The organism is Microbacterium sp. Clip185 (genome assembly GCF_028743715.1).
Classification (GTDB): Bacteria; Actinomycetota; Actinomycetes; order Actinomycetales; family Microbacteriaceae; genus Microbacterium.
Map to the genome: position 1 here is coordinate 1,374,332 of NZ_CP117996.1, position 18,605 is coordinate 1,392,936.

Here is an 18,605-nt window from a genome sequence, read left to right on the forward strand (position 1 = left end):
GTACACGCATCCGATGAACGTGTGCTGTGCTGTGCCGATGAAGGAGAGACGCTCCCGCCGCCGGTGCGTGTCAGGCGCGGTCGTGCAGGGTGACGTGGTACCCGTCCGGGTCGGCGAAGCTGAAGGTGAGGCCGAATGGGCCCTCTACGGGCGCCGAGACGATCGTGTGTCCGGCAGCGACCAGTGCGTCGTGGATCTCCTGCACCCCGGTCGCGTGGAGCCAGATCGCCGTCCCGATGCCGGGCCGGTCTGCGCCGGATAGATCGGTGTCGGGAAGAAGATCCCGCAGCGCGAACGCGATGGGCGTCGTCGTGAACACCACAGCATGCGGGGGACCGGCGGGCGAGCGCACGAGTCCGAGGTGGGTTTCGTAGAAGGCCTGCGACGCATCGAGATCGCGTACCTGGAGGGAGATGAAGTCGGGACCGGTGACGGGCATGGGAGCTCCTCGCTTGATGTCAGATAACTGACACGCAATCTATGTCAGAATACTGACATGAGTCAACCCGGTGCGCAGATCCATCTCGACACGTCGCTCGGCTACCTCGTCAAGCAGGCAGCGAGCGCGCTGCGTGCCGCGATGGAGGATGTGCTCCGGCCGCTCGGCATGACGATCACCCACTACTCATGCTTGGAACTGCTCGCGCAGCGGCCCGGCTCGACCAACTCCGACCTCGCCCGGGGCACGTTCGTGACACGCCAGTCGATGAACGTGCTGCTGCAGGCGCTCGAGCGCGACGGCGAGGTCGTCCGCCCCGCCGATGCCGCCGTCGGCAAGGCGCTTCCCACGCGGCTGACCCCGTTGGGGCGGCGACGCCTCGACGAGGCGAGCACGGCGGTGCGTTCGGTCGAGGCTCGGATGCTGTCGGGGCTGACCGACACCGAGCAGTCCGCCGCGTTCGCCGCCCTGACGAGCATGGTGCGCTCTCTGCAGGCAGCGCCCGAGACGTCCGCCTAGAAGGTGCCTCGTGCCTCGGCGCGATCGATCGCGAAGCCGAGGTGCGGCATGTCCACGCCGCGGTAGTGCGTCGTGAAGGAGCGCCGCACCCGCATCCCGAGCCGGATGGCGACGTTCATGGACGCGATGTTCGTGCTCCGCACCTTCGCCCAGACGGCGCCCACTCCGAGCTCGTCGAACGCCCAGTCGCGGCAGGCGGATGCGGCCTCCACGGCGAAGCCCCGATGCCACTGGTCGCGGCGCAAGAGGTAGCCCACCTCGTGCACCTCGTCGGCTTCGATCCGCTGCCGGGTGATGCCGGCCTGGCCGATCATGTCGCCGGCGTGCGTGACCGCCCAGAGACCGAAGCCGTCTTCCGCATAGCGGCGCAACTGCCCGGCGAGCCACCCGCGGATCTCGTCCTCGTCGAAGGCGCCCTCGTAGGCCGTCATCGTGATCTCGTCCCCGAGGATCGCCCGCAGCGCGGGCAGATCTTCCTCGGTCATCGGGCGCAGAATCAGGCGGTCTGTGGCGATGTGCACGCATCCATCCTCGCCGACCCGAATCCGCCCCGCGGCGCGCTAGAATCGCAGGCACACGCACAGATCCGGCCATCACCGGGGAGCTCTCGGAAGAACGGCGCTCGCGCCCAGTAGAACCGAGCGGGGCAGGCCCGTCATCGCCGCAGTGAAAGTGGTCGGGTCGTTGCCCGGCAAGCAGGGTGGTACCGCGGCCTCGGTCGTCCCGGCAGGAAGAGTTCTCCGACCCCTGCGAGATGACGATGACCTACCCCCGTTCCTCGGCCTTCGGGCCCGCCGCCGACGTCACGCCGAGCCCGCGCTTCCCCGAGATCGAGCGCGAGGTGCTCGATTTCTGGTCCGCCGACGACACCTTCCGCGCATCCATCGCTCAGCGTGAGGGCGCCGATGAATGGGTCTTCTACGACGGGCCCCCGTTCGCGAACGGCCTGCCGCACTACGGCCACCTGCTCACGGGCTACGCCAAGGACCTCTTCCCGCGCTTCCAGACGATGCGGGGCAAGAAGGTCGATCGCGTCTTCGGGTGGGACACCCACGGGCTTCCGGCGGAGCTCGAGGCGATGAAGCAGCTCGGAATCACCGAGAAGGACGAGATCGAGCGGATGGGCGTCGCGACCTTCAACGCGAAGGCCCGCGAGTCGGTCCTGGCCTACACGCACGAGTGGGAGGACTACGTCACCCGCCAAGCGCGGTGGGTCGACTTCGAGCGCGGGTACAAGACCCTCGACACCGGTTACATGGAGTCGGTGCTGTGGGCGTTCAAGAGTCTGTGGGACAAGGGGCTCGCGTACGAGGGCTACCGGGTGCTCCCGTACTGCTGGCGCGACGAGACGCCCCTGTCGAGCCACGAGCTGCGCATGGACGACGATGTCTACAAGATGCGACAGGACCCTTCTGTCACCGTCACGTTCCCCCTCGTGGGCGCGAAGGCGGAGGCGCTCGGGCTCACCGGGGTGCGGGCTCTCGCCTGGACGACCACGCCGTGGACGCTTCCCACGAACCTCGCGCTCGCGGTCGGTCCCGCCATCGAGTACGCCGTGCTGCCGGCCGGCCCCGCGGGCGCGGCCGATGTCCACCGGGCGCCCGACGGAACACCCGACGACGCTCTGGAGACCAGCGCGCACCGCTACCTGCTCGCCGCCGACCTCGTCGGCGCTCACGCGAAGGAGCTCGGCTACGAGTCGGCGGATGCGGCGCGCGACGCCGTGGAGCGCCGGATCGCCGGCGCAGAGCTGGCGGGCGTCTCCTACGACCGCCTGTTCGACTACTACGCCGACGCCGACACGTGGGGAACCGGTAACGCCTGGCGGATCCTCGTCGACGACTACGTCACGACCACCGACGGCACCGGCATCGTCCACCAGGCGCCGGCGTACGGCGAGGACGACAAGCGGCTCGCGGACGCGGCGGGTCTGCCGACGATCGTCAGTCTCGACGACGGCGGTCGGTTCCTGCCGCAGGTCGCCGACGTCGCCGGCGAGCTGTGGCTCGATGCCAACAGGCCCCTCATCCGTCTGCTGCGCCAGGAGGGGCGCCTGCTGCGCGAAGCCAGCTACGAGCACTCCTACCCGCACTGCTGGCGCTGCCGTAACCCCCTGATCTACAAGGCCGTCTCGAGCTGGTTCGTGCGGGTCACCGACATCAAGGAGCGCCTGGTCGAGCTCAACGAGCAGATCACCTGGGCCCCCGAGAACGTCAAGCACGGACAGTTCGGCAAGTGGGTCGAGGGAGCGCGGGACTGGTCGATCAGCCGCAACCGCTACTGGGGTTCGCCCATCCCGGTGTGGAAGAGCGACGATCCCGCTTACCCGCGCATCGACGTGTACGGCTCGTTCGAGGAGATCGAGCGCGACTTCGGGCGCCTGCCGCGCGATCCCGAGGGCAATGTCGACCTGCATCGTCCCTACATCGACGAGCTGACCCGGCCGAATCCCGACGATCCCACGGGAGCGTCGACTATGCGGCGGATCGAGGACGTGTTCGACGTCTGGTTCGACTCTGGCTCGATGCCCTACGCGCAGGTGCACTACCCGTTCGAGAACCGCGAATGGTTCGACACCCACGCGCCGGCGGACTTCATCGTCGAGTACATCGGGCAGACGCGCGGCTGGTTCTACGTCATGCACGTGCTCTCGGGCGCGCTCTTCGATCGCCCGGCCTTCACGGGCGTCTCCTGCCACGGCATCGTGCTCGGAAGCGACGGACAGAAGATGTCGAAGTCGCTGCGCAACTACCCGGACGTCAGCGAGGTGTTCGATCGCGACGGCTCCGACGCCATGCGGTGGTTCCTCATGTCGAGTTCCGTGCTGCGCGGCGGCAACCTCGTGGTCACCGAGGAAGGTATCCGCGCGGGTGTTCGCGAGTTCCTGCTGCCGCTGTGGAACACGTGGTACTTCTTCGCCACCTATGCCAACGCCGCCGGCGGACCCGATGGGTCGGGATACGAGGCGAGGTGGCGGACGGATTCCACCGACGTGCTCGACCGCTACATCCTCGCCCTCACGGGCGACCTGGTGCGTGACGTCGCCGCCGATCTCGAGGTGCTCGACTCCACGACGGCCGCCGCTCGCCTGCGCGACTTCGCCGAAGTGCTGACGAACTGGTACATCCGTCGCTCGCGCGACCGATTCTGGGTCGGTGTCGCAGGCGACGCCCGCTCGACGGAGGCCTTCGACACGCTCTACACCGTGCTCGAGACGCTCACGCGCGTCGCGGCACCGCTCATCCCGTTGGTCGCCGAACGCGTCTGGCAGGGGCTCACCGGCGGCCGCAGCGTGCACCTGACCGACTGGCCTGACGCATCCGCCTTCGCCGACGCGGCCGACATCCGCGAGGCGATGGATGCGGTGCGCGAGGTCTCCTCGGTCGCGAACGCCCTGCGCAAGCGCGAGGGTAAGCGCGTGCGGCTGCCGCTGCCGCTGCTGACCGTCGTCGTGCCCCACGCCGGCGCCCTCGGGCAGTTCGACGACATCCTGCGCGACGAGCTCAACGTGAAGGCGATCGAACTGGTCGATCTCGGCGAGCACACCGCGACGGAGTACGGCATCACACACCGCCTCACGGTGAACGCGCGCGCAGCGGGTCCCCGCCTCGGAAAGCTCGTGCAGCAGGTCATCCGTGCCGCGAAGGAAGGGGACTGGTCCGAGCGCGACGGTGTCGTGACGGCGGGCGGCATCGCGCTCGAGCCCGCGGAGTACGACCTCGTCTTCGAGACCAGTGGGCGTCCGGACGGCGAGGCTCTGGCCGTCCTCGCCGGCGGCGGCTTCGTGCTGCTGGCGACCGCCACGACCCCCGCCCTCGAGGCTGAAGGCCTGGCACGCGACGTCATCCGCGCCGTGCAGGACACGCGTAAGGCAGCGGGCTTCGAGGTCAGCGACCGCATCCGGCTCGTTCTCACCTTCGCAGACGGTGCCGACGCGGACGCCGTCGCATCGGCGTTCGATGCGGCGGACGTCGCAGGGGAGACACTGGCGCTCCAGGTGCTGCTGACACAGGCCGAGGGCGCCGAGCGCGTGCGACGAGGCGTCGACAGCGACGATGTCGAGTACACGGGGGAGTTCGCCGCGGGGGCCTACGCGAACGCGGGCGCGTTCACGGTCGGCGTGGCGCGAGTGGAGGTCGCACGATGAGCGGAACCGAGAACGAGCGCAATCGCGCGGATGCGGTCTACGCGGCGCTCCTGGAACGCCAGGGCGAGCAGTGGGTGCAGCCGCGCATCGAGCGCACCCGCCGCGTGCTCGAGCTGCTGGACGACCCGCAGCGCACGTACCGAGTCGTCCATGTGACGGGAACCAACGGGAAGACCTCCACGAGCCGGCTGATCGAGAGTCTTCTGCGCACCATGGGACTGCGCACCGGGCTGTTCACGAGCCCGCACCTCGAGCGTTTCACCGAGCGCATCATGGTCGACGGCGAGCCGATCGCGGATGCCGCCGTCGTCGAGGCATGGGAGGAGATCCTCCCGTTCGTCGAGCTGGTCGACGCGGAGCTGATCGCCGAGGGCGGTGCCCGCCTCACCTTCTTCGAGGTGCTGACCGTGCTGGCGTTCGTGGCGTTCTCGGATGCGCCGGTCGATGTGGCCGTCATCGAGGTCGGCATGGGCGGCGAGTGGGACTCGACGAACACCGCCGACGGCGACGTCGCGGTCATCGCCCCGGTCGGGATGGACCACGCTGACCGACTCGGAGACACGATCGAGAAGATCGCCCGCGTGAAGGCGGGGATCATCAAGCAGGACGCTGCGGTCGTCTCCGCCGCCCAGGAGCCGGAGGTCGATCGTGTGCTGCGCGAGGCCGCCGCAGCCAGAGGGGCGTCGATCGCGGTCGAAGGCACCGACTTCGCGTTGCGGTCCTACCGTCTCGCCGTCGGGGGCCAGCTGCTCGATGTGCAGGGACTGGCCGGCGAGTACGCGGAGTTGTACCTGCCGCTCTACGGAGAGCACCAGGGCCGCAACGCCGCCCTGGCGATCGCCGCCGTCGAGTCGCTCATCGGCGCGGGTTCGCAGGCGCTCGCCCCGGATGTCGTGACCGACGGCCTCGGCCAGGCGACCTCGCCCGGGCGCCTTCAGCTCGTGGGTGCGCATCCGACGGTCGTCGTCGATGCGGCGCACAACCCGCACGGAGCCGCGGCCCTCGTGGAGGCGCTGCGCGGCTCGTTCGACTTCGACGAGTGGGGCGTCGTCCTCGGTGTCCTGGGCGACAAGGACGCGGCAGGAATCGTGGCGGTGCTCGCCCCCGTGGCCGCGCATGTGTTCGCCACCGCACCCGACTCCGATCGCGCGAACGACGCCGACACGATCGCAGACCTCGTCGAGGAGCAGGGTCTGCGCGTGACCGTCCACACCGATCTCGCGGATGCGGCCGAGGCCGCCAGGGAGTGGGCCGCCGCATCCGATCGACGCGCCGTGGTCATCGCCGGCTCCGTCGTGCTGGCCGGAGAGGCGCTCGCCCTCGCGGAGGCCGAAGCGTGGAAGGACGGGTGGTCGGCGTGAGCGATAAGCGTCCGCCGCGGGTGCGACGTCAGCGCGGCGCGCAGGAGTCGCTCGCGCAGGTCGTGCTCGGGTTCGAGTCGATCGTCGTCTTCCTCGCGTGGCTCGTGATCTACGGGCTGAAGTCCACCCCCGACGGTGTGGAGCCCTGGTGGGCGATCGTGGTGGGGTCCGTCTTCGCGGTCGTGATGATCGCCGCCAGCGGCGTGGTGCGCTGGCGGTGGGGAATCGTGCTGGGATGGGCGCTGCAGGTGCTGCTGGCAGCCTCTGCGATCCTCGAGCCCGCCATCCTGCTCGTTGCGTTCATTTTCGGTGGCATGTGGGCGTATGCGACGATCAAGGGAGCATCGCTGGACCGCCGCAACGCGCGTCTGGCCGCCGCATCCGCGACTGCGAACGGAGACTGACCCATCATGGCCATCGAAGAAACCCTCGTCCTCGTCAAGCCGGACGGTGTGGCCCGCGGCCTCACCGGCGCCATCCTCGCCCGCATCGAGGCGAAGGGCTATGCGCTCGTCGACCTGCGCCTGGTCGAGCCCGACCGGGGACGACTCGAGCAGCACTATGCCGAGCACGAGGGCAAGCCGTTCTACGAGCCCCTCGTCGAGTTCATGATGTCGGGTCCGTCGGTGGCGATCCGTCTCGCCGGCGACCGTGTCATCGAGGGCTTCCGCTCCCTCGCGGGGACCACCGACCCGACCACAGCCGCGCCGGGCACCATCCGCGGCGACTTCGGCCGCGACTGGGGTCTGAAGGTGCAGCAGAACCTGGTGCACGGCAGCGACAGCCCCGAGTCCGCCGCCCGCGAGCTCGGGATCTGGTTCGGCTGAGCCTGACTCTCATGACGAAGCCCGCCCCTCGGTCGAGAGGCGGGCTTCGTCATGATCGAGTGTCAGCGTGAGCTCATCCGCTCGAGGTCACCCGCTCGAGGTCTTCCGCGTTGATCGTGTCGCCGTAGCCGAGCAGATTCTGCACGCCGAGTTGCGTGAACAGCGGCGTGAGATCGATGGAGTCGTCGTCGGGGTCGCGGACGTAGATGCGGAACTGGGTGGCGTTGATCGTGTTGTTCGCCGCAACGATCTTGAGCATCTCGCGGAGATCTTCTGCGGTGAACTCGTCCTGAGCGAGCGTCACACCCACCGCAAGATAGGTGGTCAGTCCGTCGGTGCCCTTGTCGGCCCATGCCTTCTGCACGGGGAACGAGGCCTGCTCGATCGCGGCCGGGATCTTCTTCTCGAACGACCCGTCGGTGAACGGCAGTTGTGCACAGCCCGTGATCATCGCCACCACTGCCGCCATCACGGCGCCGACCGCAGCGCGAAGAGATCGTCGTGCGGCCATCGTCAGCGTCCTTCGCCCGCGGTGAAGAGCGAGTGCTCGATCACCTCACCGGTCATCAGGTCGAGACCCGGGGGAGGGGTGCCGTAGACGGCTTGGTACTGCTGCTCCCACTTCTCGATGGAGGCGACGTAGTTGGGGTTGTTGTGCGCGTCGATGATGTTGCCGACCGGGGGGAGGATGACCCGGTTGACGTTCATCGGCGTGGGGCTGTCGACGTCAAGGTCGAGCTTCGGCACGGCGTCGTTCTCATGCTGGAAGGCGTAAACCGGGATGTTCGGCGGCACAGTGAACGAATCGATCGGTGAGCCGTTCGTGACCACTCCCACCGTGTTGTACGGGAAGGTGGGGTCCGACGCGAGGTTCGCCGCCATGATGCCGCCCTGGCTGAAGCCCGTGAGCACGACGTCCTCGCCGGGGGAGATGCCCGCGTCCTGCATCGCCTCGAGCACCGCCCGTTCGTAGACCGCTTTGAATGCGGGGTTGTCCATCATGAGCGCGACGTTCGAGTCACGGTCGTTGAGAGCGCCCTTGTCGCCGAGCAGCTGCCAGTCCTGCGTCGACGGCAGCGAGACGACCCAGTGCTCTGTGCCGTCCGCGGAACGGACCTTCTTGATGTCGATGACGGAGGCGCCTTCGCCGCCGATCGTGTCGGTGGTCCCGTTGACGCGGACGAGGTCTGAGAGGGAGTTCAGATCGGTGACCTTCTGAGAGAGCTCCCACGCCTCTCGCTGCTTCTCGTCGAGCGTCGCCGGGTCGAGTTCCTCGACGTCGGCATCCTTCTGCAGGAAGTTCTGGCCGGCACCGCCCAGGATCGAGCCGACGGCGTTCCCGCCGAGCGCACCGGCGAACATGCCCGGGGGGCCGAAGAGAGCGCTGCCCACCGTCATTCCGACCACGGTGCCGATGACACCGCCGACGACCGGCAGCATCTGGGCGACGATCTCCTTCAGCTCCGCCATCGCTTCGTCGATCAGCGGCTGCAGGCGCTGGATCAGGGAGGCGAGCGCGAAGAGCGCTTCGAGCAGATCGTTGGCGAGGCGTCCTCCGGCTTGCACGAGGTCATAGGCGGCCTCGGCGAAGTTCTTGATCCGGTCCGCGGCCTCCAGCGGATTCAGGGTGAAGGAGAACAGCTCATCGGCGAAGCGCGAGAGGCGCACCAGCAGATCGCAGACGAACGAGCGCGTCGCATCGACGATGCGCGCCGCGAGTCGCAGCGCGCCCGCCGTGGCGGATGTCCACTCCGCCGCATCCGTCGCGATGACGGACAGATCCTCGTACCGCTCGCGGAGCGCTCGCACGGTGCGTCCGTCGAGCTCCGCCAGGGCGTTTCGGGCACTCGTGAACTGCGGTGCGAGCTGAGCCAGGTCGCCCGCCGCGTCCTCCCACGTCGCCGCGAAGCCGGCGACTTCGGCGGAGTTGCCCAGCAGCTCATCGAAGAGCTCTCGCAGCGGCTGAACGTACTTGAGCAGCAGACCGGCGAAGCCGGGGATCTGCGCGCACGCGTCGCCGCCCGGACCGGATGCGGGCAGACCCTGCGCCCATCCTCCGCTGCGGATCTCGCTCGCGATCGCGGCGGCGCCGCTCACGAGTCCTCTCCCTTGAACGCATCGACGGCATTCTGCTCGAGCGTCGAGAACGCCTTCAAAGCGGCCTCCGTTCCGTCGGCCATACGCTCGGTCAGCTCTCGCGCGGTGTCGAGGAGCTCGCGGGAGCGTCCGGCGAGCGCCTGCACGGCGGGCACGAGAATGCCCTGGCTCAGTAGGCCGAATGCGTCTGCGGACAGCGGAGCGTTCACCGAGCCGGAGACCGTGGAGAACGTGCTCGCGGCGGTGCGGAGCGTCTTCACCTGCGAGTTGAGCACTTCACCGTCGAGGACGATGCGCTGGTTGGCTGCCTCTGTCATGCCGACACCCCCAGCGCACGTGCGCTCTCGAGATCGATGTTGGAGTACGCATCAGCGAGGTTGTCCAGCGCGGCGCAGATCTTGCGGACCGCTTCGGTGCGGCTCTCCAGGGAGTCCGAGAAGCGGAGACGGGCAGCGTCGAAGGCGATCTGGGCGTCTCCGGACCACTGGGAGCGGAGGGTCTTCGCGTCGTCGTCGAGCTGCTCGAGGATGGCGTCGATCGCCGTTGCGGCTGCCTGGATGTTCGTGGCCGCTGTTGCCAGGCGTGCGGGGGTCACCGTGAGCTGATCCAGCATCGCGTCACCGCAGATCGGTGCCGGCGCCGAACTGAGCCAGCACCTGCTCGCGCGTCTGAGCGACGATGGGGGAGTCGGGCCCGAGCGAGTCCGCCATACGGGCCAGAGCGACCTCGGCTGCGGCGCGCTGCGCCTCGCGAACGGTGTCGGTGACCAGACGCGAGAGCGTGCGCGCATCCAGGTCGAAGGCCTCGGAGGCGATGTCCACCTGTTCGATCGCACCGCCCGCGCGGGCTGTCACCGTGACCTCGCGTCCGACCGAGTTGATGCTCGCGCGCGCCTCACGGACATCGTCTGCCATACGTGCCGCGTCATGGGCTGCGGTGCGTGCCCGTTCGGTCTGTGCGATGACGCGCATCCGAGCCGCTTCGAGCGCGGCCAGGCTGTCTGCTTCCAGTGACATCGAGTTCCCTCCCCTGACTCGCCATCACCCTAGCGAGCGGGCGGAGAGGCCCGCGGCTGCCTGTGGAAAGGTCAGAAGAGCGTCGCGAGCACGTGCAACCGCGTCTCTGCCAGCACCGCGATGATCGCGAACGCGATGACGGCCATCAGCGGCACCCAGGCGGCGAGGGTGCCGGCGATCAGGCGAACTCGGTCACTGACCGGCACAGCGCCGTTGCGCAGCACGTGCAGCGTCACGGCGAAGAACGACGGGATCGTCACCGACCAGGTGACCATGCACCACGGGCAGAGGGTGCCGAGGGCGAAGATGCTCTGCCCGATCAGCCAGCACACGAAGGCGAAGGCGAAGGCCATGCCCGCCCAGAACGCCAGCCAGAACCAGCGGTTGAAGCGCGCGCCCGCGAGGATTGCTGCGCCCACCACGATCGGAGCGACCCAGCCCGCCAACCCCAGGATCGGGTTGGGGAATCCGAACACGCTTCCCTGCCACGACTGGAGGTTGGCGGTGCATTGCACGAGGACGCTGAAGTCGCAGGACGCCGTGGCGTTCGGGTCGGCGAGGAGGTGGAAACGCTCTGTCGTGAGGGAGAACGCTGCGATCCAACCGACGACTCCGGCGACGATGAGCCAGACGGCCAGAGCGATCGGGCGTGCGGGAGCCTGGGAGTCGGACATGTTCGGATTATGACACCGCCTTCTCATGCGCGCGCTGAGGACCGCGACGGGGCCGTGGCCTCGCCTGACACGAATCGGCGCCGGAAGTGCGATAATGGCTCTTGATGTCCTGCGCGGCCGCGCTGTGCGGGTCATCGACGCAGACTTCGGGCAATGACCGCCCGCGCAGCCCGTGCCGTGTGCCGGCTGCAGACCGAATGAGCCGACGGCACCGCTGGTGCGGCGCCGCACGAGATTTTGCCGGGCGACGCGCGGTGTCGCCCCGGTGAGGAGTACGCCGGTGAAGGCCGATGACGCAAACCAGTCCGATGATCGCAATGAGCAGGGTGACGAGCAGCTGACGTTCCCCGTGGACGAGCCCTCTGGCTCGATCGAGGAGTCCGCGCTCGGCGATGCCCCGGCATCCGGCGAGGATGCGGGTGCGCCCGAGGACGCGACGACGCGCGACGCCGTGGCAGAGTCCGCAGACGCCGAGTCTGCCGAGACGCCGGACGGTTCCGCAGACGAGGCGCCGTCGGCCCCGGAGAGTCCCGCGGAGCCTCAGACCGCTGAGGCTGTCACCGATTCCGAGCAGGAGCCTGCGGTGGAGGCGTCCGCATCCGTCGCGCAGACTGCCGCCATCGAAGAGCCGGCCACGGTCGTCGAGGACAAGGCTGCAGAGCCCGAGGAGAAGCCGGGTCCCGTCACGGCGGTCTCGCTCGGGTTGCTGCCCGAGGTCTTCGTGTCGGCTGTCTCGACCCAGCTGCACTTCTACGCCCCCGAGGTCGTGCCACTGCCGGCCCTCCCGGAACCGGACGACGAGGACGCGCCGTCGTCGTCGAGCCGTCGCCGCGGTCGTCGGCGCGGCCCGGAGCGCGACGACGCCGACAGCGGCCCGTCCGCTCGCCCGCCGCGTCAGCGGGCCGTCGAGGTCATCACCGAGCCGCAGCGCATCAAGGGCTCGACGAGGCTCGAGGCCAAGAAGCAGCGCCGTCGCGACGGCCGTGACGCCGGGCGCCGCCGGCCCGTGGTCACGGAGGCGGAGTTCCTCGCGCGCCGCGAGGCCGTCGACCGGGTGATGGTCGTCCGCTCGAAGAACGGCCGCATCCAGATCGCCGTGCTCGAGGACAACGTGCTCGTCGAGCACTACGTGGCGCGCAATCAGGACGCGTCGCTCATCGGCAACGTGTACCTCGGTCGCGTGCAGAACGTGCTGCCCAGCATGGAGGCGGCCTTCGTCGACATCGGTCGTGGCCGCAACGCCGTCCTCTACTCCGGCGAGGTCGACTGGGATGCGGTGGAGACCGGCAACCAGCCGCGACGCATCGAGCTCGCGCTCAAGAGCGGCGACAAGGTGCTGGTGCAGGTCACGAAGGATCCGGTGGGGCACAAGGGCGCGCGACTGACGAGTCAGATCTCGCTGCCCGGTCGGTACCTCGTGTACGTGCCCGGCGGCGCGATGAACGGCATCTCCCGCAAGCTCCCCGACACCGAGCGTGCACGCCTCAAGCGAATCCTCAAGGAGGTGCTTCCCGAGTCCGCCGGCGTCATCGTGCGCACCGCAGCCGAGGGGGCGACCGAGGAGCAGCTGACGCGCGATGTGCAGCGGCTCACCGCGCAGTGGGAGCACATCAGCCGCCAGAACGAGTCCGTCCAGGCGCCGGCGCTGCTGCACTCCGAGCCGGACCTGCTCGTGAAGATCGTGCGCGACGTCTTCAACGAGGACTTCACGAAGATGCTGATCCAGGGCGAGGAGGCGCAGCACACCATCGAGGGCTACCTCGAGGCCGTCGCGCCCGACCTGCTGGAGCGCGTCGAGCGTTACGAGGGCGGGGGAGACCCGTTCGACGACTTCCGCGTCACCGAGCAGATCGAGAAGGCGCTGGATCGCAAGGTCTGGCTGCCCTCCGGCGGCTCGCTCGTGATCGACCGCACCGAGGCGATGACCGTGGTCGACGTCAACACCGGGAAGTTCGTCGGGTCCGGCGGAAACCTCGAGGAGACCGTCACCAAGAACAACCTCGAGGCCGCGGAGGAGATCGTTCGGCAGCTGCGTCTGCGCGACATCGGCGGCATCATCGTCGTCGACTTCATCGACATGGTGCTCGAGTCCAACCGCGATCTCGTCCTGCGTCGACTCATCGAGTGCCTGAGCCGCGACCGCACGAAGCACCAGGTCGCCGAGGTCACCTCGCTCGGCCTCGTGCAGATGACGCGCAAGAAGCTGGGACTCGGCCTGCTCGAGACCTTCAGTGAAGCGTGCGAGGTCTGCGCCGGACGCGGCGTCATCGTCCACCACGATCCCGTCGTCAAGCACCGCGGAGGTGCAGGCAACGGAAACGGGAACGGCAACGGCGGAAACAACAACGGCAACGGCCGCCGCTCGCGGCAGAACACCCCGCCGCAGGCGCCGGCCGGACAGGCGCACGTCATCACCGCGGGGGTGAAGTCGGCGCTGGCTCAGATCGCCGCATCCACGATCCATCCGGGTTCCGAGGAGGCGATGGTCTCCGACGTCGAGGTGTCGGTCGCCTCTGTCGAGGTCGTCGAGCAGGTCGAGGAGCGTCCTCGCGCGAAGCGCAAGAAGCCGCGCCACGACGCCAAGCCCAAGTCAGAGAAGGAGCTGCTGCTCGACTCCGTCCTGGACGCGCTCCCCGAGCCGAAGGCGCCGGGGCAGGGCCGGGGGCGTCGTCGCGTGACGACAGCGGCTCTCACCGGCACACCCGTCGTCCACGTTCCCGACGGCGAGTGATTACGGCGTCACCGTCCGCGTCGTTCGCGGGCGGTGACGCGCAGTCCGGACGCGATCAGCGCTCGAACGAGCGTGTGACCGTCGACGGCGTGCGCCCCCGCCGAAACGAGACGCTCGTGCTCGGCGTCGGGGACGTCGTAATGGTCGAGATCGAAGCCGCGACGGGGGATGCCGTTGGCGGCGGCGAAGGCGTGGAGCTCATCGAGGTCACTGTCGCTGATCAGGTGCGACCACAGACGGCCGTGAGCGGGCCAGCGCGGGTCGTCGATGAGAATCGCCATCCGATGATCGTAGGCCGCTGCCGAAGGCCCGGGGGCGACCCGCGACACGCGCTTCGGCTCCTTTTGCCACCTCGGCCCTCGATCGGGTAAACTCTTCCTTTGGTGCGTCGCCCTATCGCTGGGCACCCGGCTTGACGATGTGCGAGTCGATGCATCACCGGACTTCTCCGCCCCTGGCGGAGTCCCTCCAGACAATCGGAGCCGAGCGCTCCCAAGACGAAACAGGTGTGAAGTGGTTTACGCAGTTGTGCGCGCCGGCGGCCGGCAGGAAAAGGTCGAGGTCGGCACGATCGTCGTTCTCGACCGCCAGCAGGCGAAGATCGGCGAGACCCTCGAGCTGCCGGCCGTCCTGCTCGTCGACGGCGACGCGGTCACGACCGACGCGGCGAAGCTCGCCAAGGTGACGGTCACCGCCGAGGTCCTCGGTGAAGAGCGCGGCCCGAAGATCGTGATCCAGAAGTTCAAGAACAAGACCGGTTACAAGAAGCGCCAGGGTCACCGTCAGGACCTCACGCGCGTCAAGGTCACCGGCATCAAGTAAGTCCAGGAAGAGGCGAAGAAATGGCACACAAAAAGGGCGCGAGCTCGACTCGTAACGGTCGTGACTCGAACGCACAGCGCCTCGGCGTGAAGCGCTTCGGCGGCCAGGTCGTCAACGCGGGCGAGATCATCGTCCGTCAGCGCGGCACGCACTTCCACCCCGGCGCCAATGTCGGCCGCGGTGGCGACGACACGCTGTTCGCACTGTCGGCCGGCGCCGTGCAGTTCGGTACCAAGGGCGGCCGGAAGGTCGTCAACATCGTGGGCGCCGCGGAGTAATCCGCCGTCACACGCAGACGTCGGCGAGGGGCGGGCTTCGGCCCGCCCCTCGCTTCATATCCAGGAGGGCGCACCCATGGTCACGTTCGTCGATCGAGTGACGCTTCACCTGCGCGCGGGCAAGGGCGGCAACGGCTGCGTGTCGGTGCGCCGTGAGAAGTTCAAGCCGCTGGCAGGCCCCGACGGCGGCAACGGCGGCAACGGAGGAGACATCATTCTCGTCGCCGACCCGCAGGTGACCACGCTCCTGTCGTATCACCACTCACCGCACCGCACCGCCGAGAACGGCGGCTTCGGAATGGGAGACAACCGCTCCGGTGCGACAGGCGAGCCCGTCGAGCTGCCCGTACCCGTCGGTACGGTCGTGAAGGACGAGGACGGCACGGTCCTGGCCGACATGGTCGAGCCCGGCATCCGTTTCGTCGTGGCGCCCGGCGGACGCGGGGGGCTCGGCAACGCTGCGCTGGCCACAACCAAGCGCAAGGCTCCCGGCTTCGCGCTGCTGGGTACCCCCGGCTGGGAAGGCGATGTCCGTCTCGAGCTGAAGACGGTCGCCGACGTTGCACTGGTGGGCTACCCCTCCGCGGGCAAGTCGAGCCTCATCGCCGCGGTCTCGGCGGCGCGACCCAAGATCGCCGACTATCCGTTCACCACGCTGCATCCCAACCTGGGCGTCGTGCAGGCCGGCGATGTGCGCTTCACGGTCGCCGACGTGCCCGGACTCATCGAGGGCGCCAGCGACGGCCGCGGACTCGGGCTCGAGTTCCTGCGTCACGTCGAACGATGCACCGCGCTTGTTCATGTGCTCGACTGCGCCACGCTGGAGCCCGGCCGCGACCCGTTGTCCGATCTCGACGTCATCCTCGCCGAACTCGCCGCCTACGAGGTGCCCGAGGGCCAGGTTCCGCTCCTGGAGCGTCCGCAGGTCGTCGCGCTGAACAAGGTCGACGTGCCGGAGGCGCGCGACCTGGCCGATCTCGTGCGTCCCGATCTTGAGGAGCGCGGCTATCGCGTGTTCGAGATCTCGACGGTGAGCCGGGCGGGGCTGCGAGAGCTCACCTTCGCCCTCGGTGAGATCGTCGAGAAGCACCGTGCCGAGGTGGCCGCCGAGCCCGCACCCGAGCGCATCATCATCCGACCCAAGGGCTCCGAGAAGGAGTTCTCGGTGCGGGTCGAGGGCGGCACGTACGGCCCGGTCTACCGCGTCCTCGGCGAGAAGCCGGTGCGGTGGGTGCAGCAGACCGACTTCCAGAACGAAGAGGCTGTGGGCTTCCTCGCGGACCGCCTCGACAAGCTCGGGGTAGAGGACGAGCTGTTCCGCGCCGGTGCGACGCCGGGCGCGACCGTCGTCATCGGTGAGGGCGACAGCGTCGTGTTCGACTGGCACCCCTCGCTGTCGTCGGCCGCCGAGCTCATGACGGCTCCGCGCGGCACCGACCCGCGCTTCAACCTCGACGGGCGCCGGACGACCAACCAGCGTCGCGAGCGCTATCACGAGCGCATGGACGCCAAGGCCGCCGCACGCGCCGAGCTGGAGGCGGAGCGCATCCGCGAGGGCGAAGAGTGAGCGTGAGCTCGCGGGCAGACCTGCCCGCGGTGCGGCGCCTCGTCGTCAAGGTGGGTTCGTCCTCGATCAGCGGTGACAACGCGGCGAACATCCAGCCGCTCGTGGAAGCTCTCGCCGCCGCACACGGCCGGGGCACGGAGGTCGTGCTGGTCTCGTCCGGCGCGATCGCGACGGGGATGCCGTTCCTCGCTCTCGATGCCCGTCCCTCCGACCTCGCCACGCAGCAGGCTGCTGCCGCGGTGGGTCAGAACATCCTCGTCTACCGCTACCAGGAGGCACTGCGCCCCTTCGCGGTCGTGGCAGGGCAAGTGCTGCTGACGGCCGGCGATCTTGAGAACCCGACCCACCGCTCCAACGCGCGCCGGGCGATGGAGCGCCTTCTCGGACTGCGCATCCTGCCGATCGTCAACGAGAACGACACGGTCGCCACGCACGAGATCCGCTTCGGGGACAACGACCGGCTGGCGGCGCTGGTTGCGCAGCTCATCAGTGCCGACGCGCTCGTGCTCCTCAGCGACATCGCCTGCCTCTACACCCGGCCACCGGACGAGCCCGGCGCCCGTCCGATCGCCGAGGTGCCCTACGGAGACGACCTGTCGGGATACGAGTTCGGCTCCGTCGTCGTCAACAGCGTCGGCACCGGGGGAGCGGCGACGAAGGTCTCGGCGGCGCGGCTCGCGGCCGGCGCGGGCGTGGCTGTCCTGGTGACGAGCATCGACCTCGTCGAGTCCGCTCTCGGCGGCGGCGAGGTGGGCACGTGGTTCGCGCCGAACCCGCATCCGGTGGAGCATCCGTTGACCGGACCGGTCCTGACGCGTCGCTAAACTGAGCGGATGAGTCTGACGACCGTCACCGCAGGCGAGCGGATGCTGCTCGCGAAGACCGCCTCGCGCGAGATCGCACGGCTCTCGGACACACAGAAGAGCAGCCTCCTCGAACGCATCGCCGACGCGCTGGAGGCTGCGACGGCTGAGATCGTCGCCGCCAACGGCGAGGATCTCGATCGCGGTCGCGCGCAGGGATTGTCCGACGCGCTGCTGGACCGCCTGGCGCTCGACAGCGGACGTGTGCACGCTCTCGCACAGGCCGTTCGCGAGGTCGCGCTGCTGCCGGACCCGGTCGGACGCGTGCTCGAAGAGAAGACGCTCGAGAACGGGCTGAACCTCCAGAAGATCTCCGTGCCCTTCGGAGTGGTCGGCTCGATCTACGAGGCGCGCCCCAATGTGACCGTCGACATCGCGGCGCTTGCGCTGCGCTCCGGCAACGCCGTCGTGCTGCGCGGGGGGACCGCCGCCGAGCTCAGCAACGCGGCGCTCGTGGACGCGATGCGCGGCGCGCTGGCGGAGGAGGGCGTCGATCCGGAGGCGATCCAGACGCTCGACGCCTTCGGGCGCGCCGGCGCCACCGAGCTCATGCACGCCCGCGGCATCGTCGACGTGCTCGTGCCCCGGGGCAGCGCGCAGCTGATCGAGACCGTCGTCACCGAATCCACCGTGCCGGTCATTGAGACCGGCGCGGGCGTCGTGCACGTGTACCTCGACGAGAGTGCACCGCTCGAGCGGGCCGAAGCCATCGTGGTGAACGCCAAGGCGCAGCGCCCCAGCGTCTGCAACGCAGCCGAGACGGTCCTCGTGCACCGCGCGGCTGCGCCGCGTGTCGTCGGTCCTGTCGTGGCCGCGCTGCAGCAGGCCGGCGTGACGGTGCACGGCGACGAGACGGTTGCGCAACTGGCGTCCGACGTCGTGCCCGCAGGGGAGCACGACTGGCAGACGGAGTACCTCAGCCTCGACATCGCGATGCGCGTGGTCGATGACCTCGATGCGGCGCTCGATCACATCCGGCGCTACTCGACACACCACACCGAGTCGATCATCACCGACGATGAGACCAGCGCCGAGCGGTTCCTCGCGGAGGTCGACTCCGCGGTCGTCATGGCCAACGCGTCCACACGCTTCACCGACGGCGGCGAGTTCGGTTTCGGCGCCGAGGTGGGCATCTCCACCCAGAAGCTGCACGCCCGAGGGCCCATGGGGCTGCGGGAGCTGACGAGCTCCAAGTGGGTCGTCCGCGGCTCCGGGCAGGTACGCGGCTGACAGACTAAGCTGGGAGCGCCCGTGCGCCCCACCG

General features: G+C 68.9%; 20 protein-coding genes. 11 read left to right on the top strand and 9 right to left on the bottom strand.

Annotated elements, in window-relative coordinates; translation table 11 throughout:
• Nucleotides 1-70 precede the first annotated feature (70 nt).
• The gene (locus PQV94_RS06585; protein ID WP_274287973.1) at nt 71-439 is read right to left on the bottom strand and encodes a VOC family protein; all 369 of its coding nucleotides are present in this window, start codon (nt 437-439) and stop codon (nt 71-73) included.
• A gap of 57 nt (nt 440-496) precedes the next feature.
• On the opposite strand from PQV94_RS06585, the gene PQV94_RS06590 reads away from it, so the two are divergent.
• Nucleotides 497-958: a MarR family winged helix-turn-helix transcriptional regulator gene (locus tag PQV94_RS06590; RefSeq protein ID WP_274287974.1), complete on the top strand. Its 462-nt coding sequence runs from the start codon at nt 497-499 to the stop codon at nt 956-958.
• On the opposite strand, the gene PQV94_RS06595 is transcribed toward PQV94_RS06590, so the two are convergent.
• Nucleotides 955-1,479, bottom strand: coding sequence for a GNAT family N-acetyltransferase (locus tag PQV94_RS06595; protein WP_274287975.1), 525 nt, complete (start codon nt 1,477-1,479; stop codon nt 955-957). The genes PQV94_RS06590 and PQV94_RS06595 overlap by 4 nt on opposite strands.
• Before the next feature lie 239 nt (nt 1,480-1,718).
• Between PQV94_RS06595 and ileS the strand changes: the two genes are divergently transcribed.
• From ileS to ndk, 4 genes are read left to right on the top strand one after another with little or no spacing between them, the layout of a single operon-like run.
• A complete protein-coding gene (gene ileS, locus PQV94_RS06600) occupies nt 1,719-5,105 on the top strand; it encodes an isoleucine--tRNA ligase (RefSeq protein WP_274287976.1) in 3,387 nt (1,128 codons plus the stop codon).
• Complete coding sequence (locus PQV94_RS06605) at nt 5,102-6,466, top strand: bifunctional folylpolyglutamate synthase/dihydrofolate synthase (RefSeq protein ID WP_274287977.1); 1,365 nt, start codon at nt 5,102-5,104, stop codon at nt 6,464-6,466. The genes ileS and PQV94_RS06605 overlap by 4 nt, the downstream gene beginning before the upstream one ends.
• Nucleotides 6,463-6,870: a DUF4233 domain-containing protein gene (locus tag PQV94_RS06610; protein ID WP_274287978.1), complete on the top strand. Its 408-nt coding sequence runs from the start codon at nt 6,463-6,465 to the stop codon at nt 6,868-6,870. The genes PQV94_RS06605 and PQV94_RS06610 overlap by 4 nt, the downstream gene beginning before the upstream one ends.
• Before the next feature lie 6 nt (nt 6,871-6,876).
• Entirely contained in the window at nt 6,877-7,293 is a 417-nt protein-coding gene (gene ndk / locus PQV94_RS06615; protein WP_243228034.1) for a nucleoside-diphosphate kinase, read from the top strand.
• 73 nt (nt 7,294-7,366) lie between these two features.
• On the opposite strand, the gene PQV94_RS06620 is transcribed toward ndk, so the two are convergent.
• The 6 genes from PQV94_RS06620 to PQV94_RS06645 form a co-directional block, all read right to left on the bottom strand.
• Nucleotides 7,367-7,804 (bottom strand): hypothetical protein, encoded by a 438-nt coding sequence (locus tag PQV94_RS06620; RefSeq protein WP_274287979.1) that lies wholly within the window; start codon nt 7,802-7,804, stop codon nt 7,367-7,369.
• A 2-nt stretch (nt 7,805-7,806) separates the two neighbouring features.
• Entirely contained in the window at nt 7,807-9,390 is a 1,584-nt protein-coding gene (locus PQV94_RS06625; RefSeq protein WP_274287980.1) for a hypothetical protein, read from the bottom strand.
• Complete coding sequence (locus tag PQV94_RS06630) at nt 9,387-9,707, bottom strand: hypothetical protein (protein ID WP_274287981.1); 321 nt, start codon at nt 9,705-9,707, stop codon at nt 9,387-9,389. The genes PQV94_RS06625 and PQV94_RS06630 overlap by 4 nt, the downstream gene beginning before the upstream one ends.
• On the bottom strand, nt 9,704-10,003 hold the full coding sequence (locus PQV94_RS06635; protein WP_243228030.1) for a WXG100 family type VII secretion target: 300 nt from the start codon (nt 10,001-10,003) through the stop codon (nt 9,704-9,706). The genes PQV94_RS06630 and PQV94_RS06635 overlap by 4 nt, the downstream gene beginning before the upstream one ends.
• Before the next feature lie 4 nt (nt 10,004-10,007).
• The gene (locus tag PQV94_RS06640; protein ID WP_274287982.1) at nt 10,008-10,406 is read right to left on the bottom strand and encodes a YbaB/EbfC family nucleoid-associated protein; all 399 of its coding nucleotides are present in this window, start codon (nt 10,404-10,406) and stop codon (nt 10,008-10,010) included.
• A gap of 71 nt (nt 10,407-10,477) precedes the next feature.
• The gene (locus PQV94_RS06645; RefSeq protein ID WP_274287983.1) at nt 10,478-11,080 is read right to left on the bottom strand and encodes a vitamin K epoxide reductase family protein; all 603 of its coding nucleotides are present in this window, start codon (nt 11,078-11,080) and stop codon (nt 10,478-10,480) included.
• A 370-nt stretch (nt 11,081-11,450) separates the two neighbouring features.
• Here PQV94_RS06645 and PQV94_RS06650 point away from each other — a divergent pair, with 370 nt between their 5' ends.
• Complete coding sequence (locus tag PQV94_RS06650; RefSeq protein WP_443192721.1) at nt 11,451-13,811, top strand: Rne/Rng family ribonuclease; 2,361 nt, start codon at nt 11,451-11,453, stop codon at nt 13,809-13,811.
• An 8-nt stretch (nt 13,812-13,819) separates the two neighbouring features.
• On the opposite strand, the gene PQV94_RS06655 is transcribed toward PQV94_RS06650, so the two are convergent.
• Nucleotides 13,820-14,092: a DUF4031 domain-containing protein gene (locus PQV94_RS06655; protein ID WP_274287984.1), complete on the bottom strand. Its 273-nt coding sequence runs from the start codon at nt 14,090-14,092 to the stop codon at nt 13,820-13,822.
• Between the two features lie 232 nt (nt 14,093-14,324).
• Between PQV94_RS06655 and rplU the strand changes: the two genes are divergently transcribed.
• The 5 genes from rplU to PQV94_RS06680 all read left to right on the top strand — a co-directional run bounded on the left by rplU (nt 14,325) and on the right by PQV94_RS06680 (nt 18,571).
• Complete coding sequence (rplU, locus tag PQV94_RS06660; protein WP_137416799.1) at nt 14,325-14,633, top strand: 50S ribosomal protein L21; 309 nt, start codon at nt 14,325-14,327, stop codon at nt 14,631-14,633.
• Between the two features lie 20 nt (nt 14,634-14,653).
• The gene (rpmA, locus tag PQV94_RS06665; RefSeq protein WP_137416800.1) at nt 14,654-14,911 is read left to right on the top strand and encodes a 50S ribosomal protein L27; all 258 of its coding nucleotides are present in this window, start codon (nt 14,654-14,656) and stop codon (nt 14,909-14,911) included.
• Nucleotides 14,912-14,987: 76 nt separating this feature from the next.
• Nucleotides 14,988-16,478, top strand: coding sequence for a GTPase ObgE (obgE, locus tag PQV94_RS06670; RefSeq protein WP_274287985.1), 1,491 nt, complete (start codon nt 14,988-14,990; stop codon nt 16,476-16,478).
• Nucleotides 16,475-17,302, top strand: coding sequence for a glutamate 5-kinase (proB, locus tag PQV94_RS06675; RefSeq protein ID WP_274287986.1), 828 nt, complete (start codon nt 16,475-16,477; stop codon nt 17,300-17,302). The genes obgE and proB overlap by 4 nt, the downstream gene beginning before the upstream one ends.
• Before the next feature lie 9 nt (nt 17,303-17,311).
• Nucleotides 17,312-18,571, top strand: a complete 1,260-nt coding sequence (locus tag PQV94_RS06680; protein ID WP_274287987.1) for a glutamate-5-semialdehyde dehydrogenase — start codon at nt 17,312-17,314, stop codon at nt 18,569-18,571.
• Nucleotides 18,572-18,605: the final 34 nt, after the last annotated feature.

Coding starts and splice junctions, on each gene's coding strand:
- PQV94_RS06585 (WP_274287973.1), bottom strand. CDS start 439: ATGCCCGTCACCGGTCCCGACTTCATCTCCCTCCAGGTACGCGATCTC.
- PQV94_RS06590 (WP_274287974.1), top strand. CDS start 497: ATGAGTCAACCCGGTGCGCAGATCCATCTCGACACGTCGCTCGGCTAC.
- ileS (WP_274287976.1), top strand. CDS start 1,719: ATGACCTACCCCCGTTCCTCGGCCTTCGGGCCCGCCGCCGACGTCACG.
- PQV94_RS06605 (WP_274287977.1), top strand. CDS start 5,102: ATGAGCGGAACCGAGAACGAGCGCAATCGCGCGGATGCGGTCTACGCG.
- ndk (WP_243228034.1), top strand. CDS start 6,877: ATGGCCATCGAAGAAACCCTCGTCCTCGTCAAGCCGGACGGTGTGGCC.
- PQV94_RS06620 (WP_274287979.1), bottom strand. CDS start 7,804: ATGGCCGCACGACGATCTCTTCGCGCTGCGGTCGGCGCCGTGATGGCG.
- PQV94_RS06630 (WP_274287981.1), bottom strand. CDS start 9,707: ATGACAGAGGCAGCCAACCAGCGCATCGTCCTCGACGGTGAAGTGCTC.
- PQV94_RS06635 (WP_243228030.1), bottom strand. CDS start 10,003: ATGCTGGATCAGCTCACGGTGACCCCCGCACGCCTGGCAACAGCGGCC.
- PQV94_RS06640 (WP_274287982.1), bottom strand. CDS start 10,406: ATGTCACTGGAAGCAGACAGCCTGGCCGCGCTCGAAGCGGCTCGGATG.
- PQV94_RS06645 (WP_274287983.1), bottom strand. CDS start 11,080: ATGTCCGACTCCCAGGCTCCCGCACGCCCGATCGCTCTGGCCGTCTGG.
- PQV94_RS06655 (WP_274287984.1), bottom strand. CDS start 14,092: ATGGCGATTCTCATCGACGACCCGCGCTGGCCCGCTCACGGCCGTCTG.
- rpmA (WP_137416800.1), top strand. CDS start 14,654: ATGGCACACAAAAAGGGCGCGAGCTCGACTCGTAACGGTCGTGACTCG.
- obgE (WP_274287985.1), top strand. CDS start 14,988: ATGGTCACGTTCGTCGATCGAGTGACGCTTCACCTGCGCGCGGGCAAG.
- PQV94_RS06680 (WP_274287987.1), top strand. CDS start 17,312: ATGAGTCTGACGACCGTCACCGCAGGCGAGCGGATGCTGCTCGCGAAG.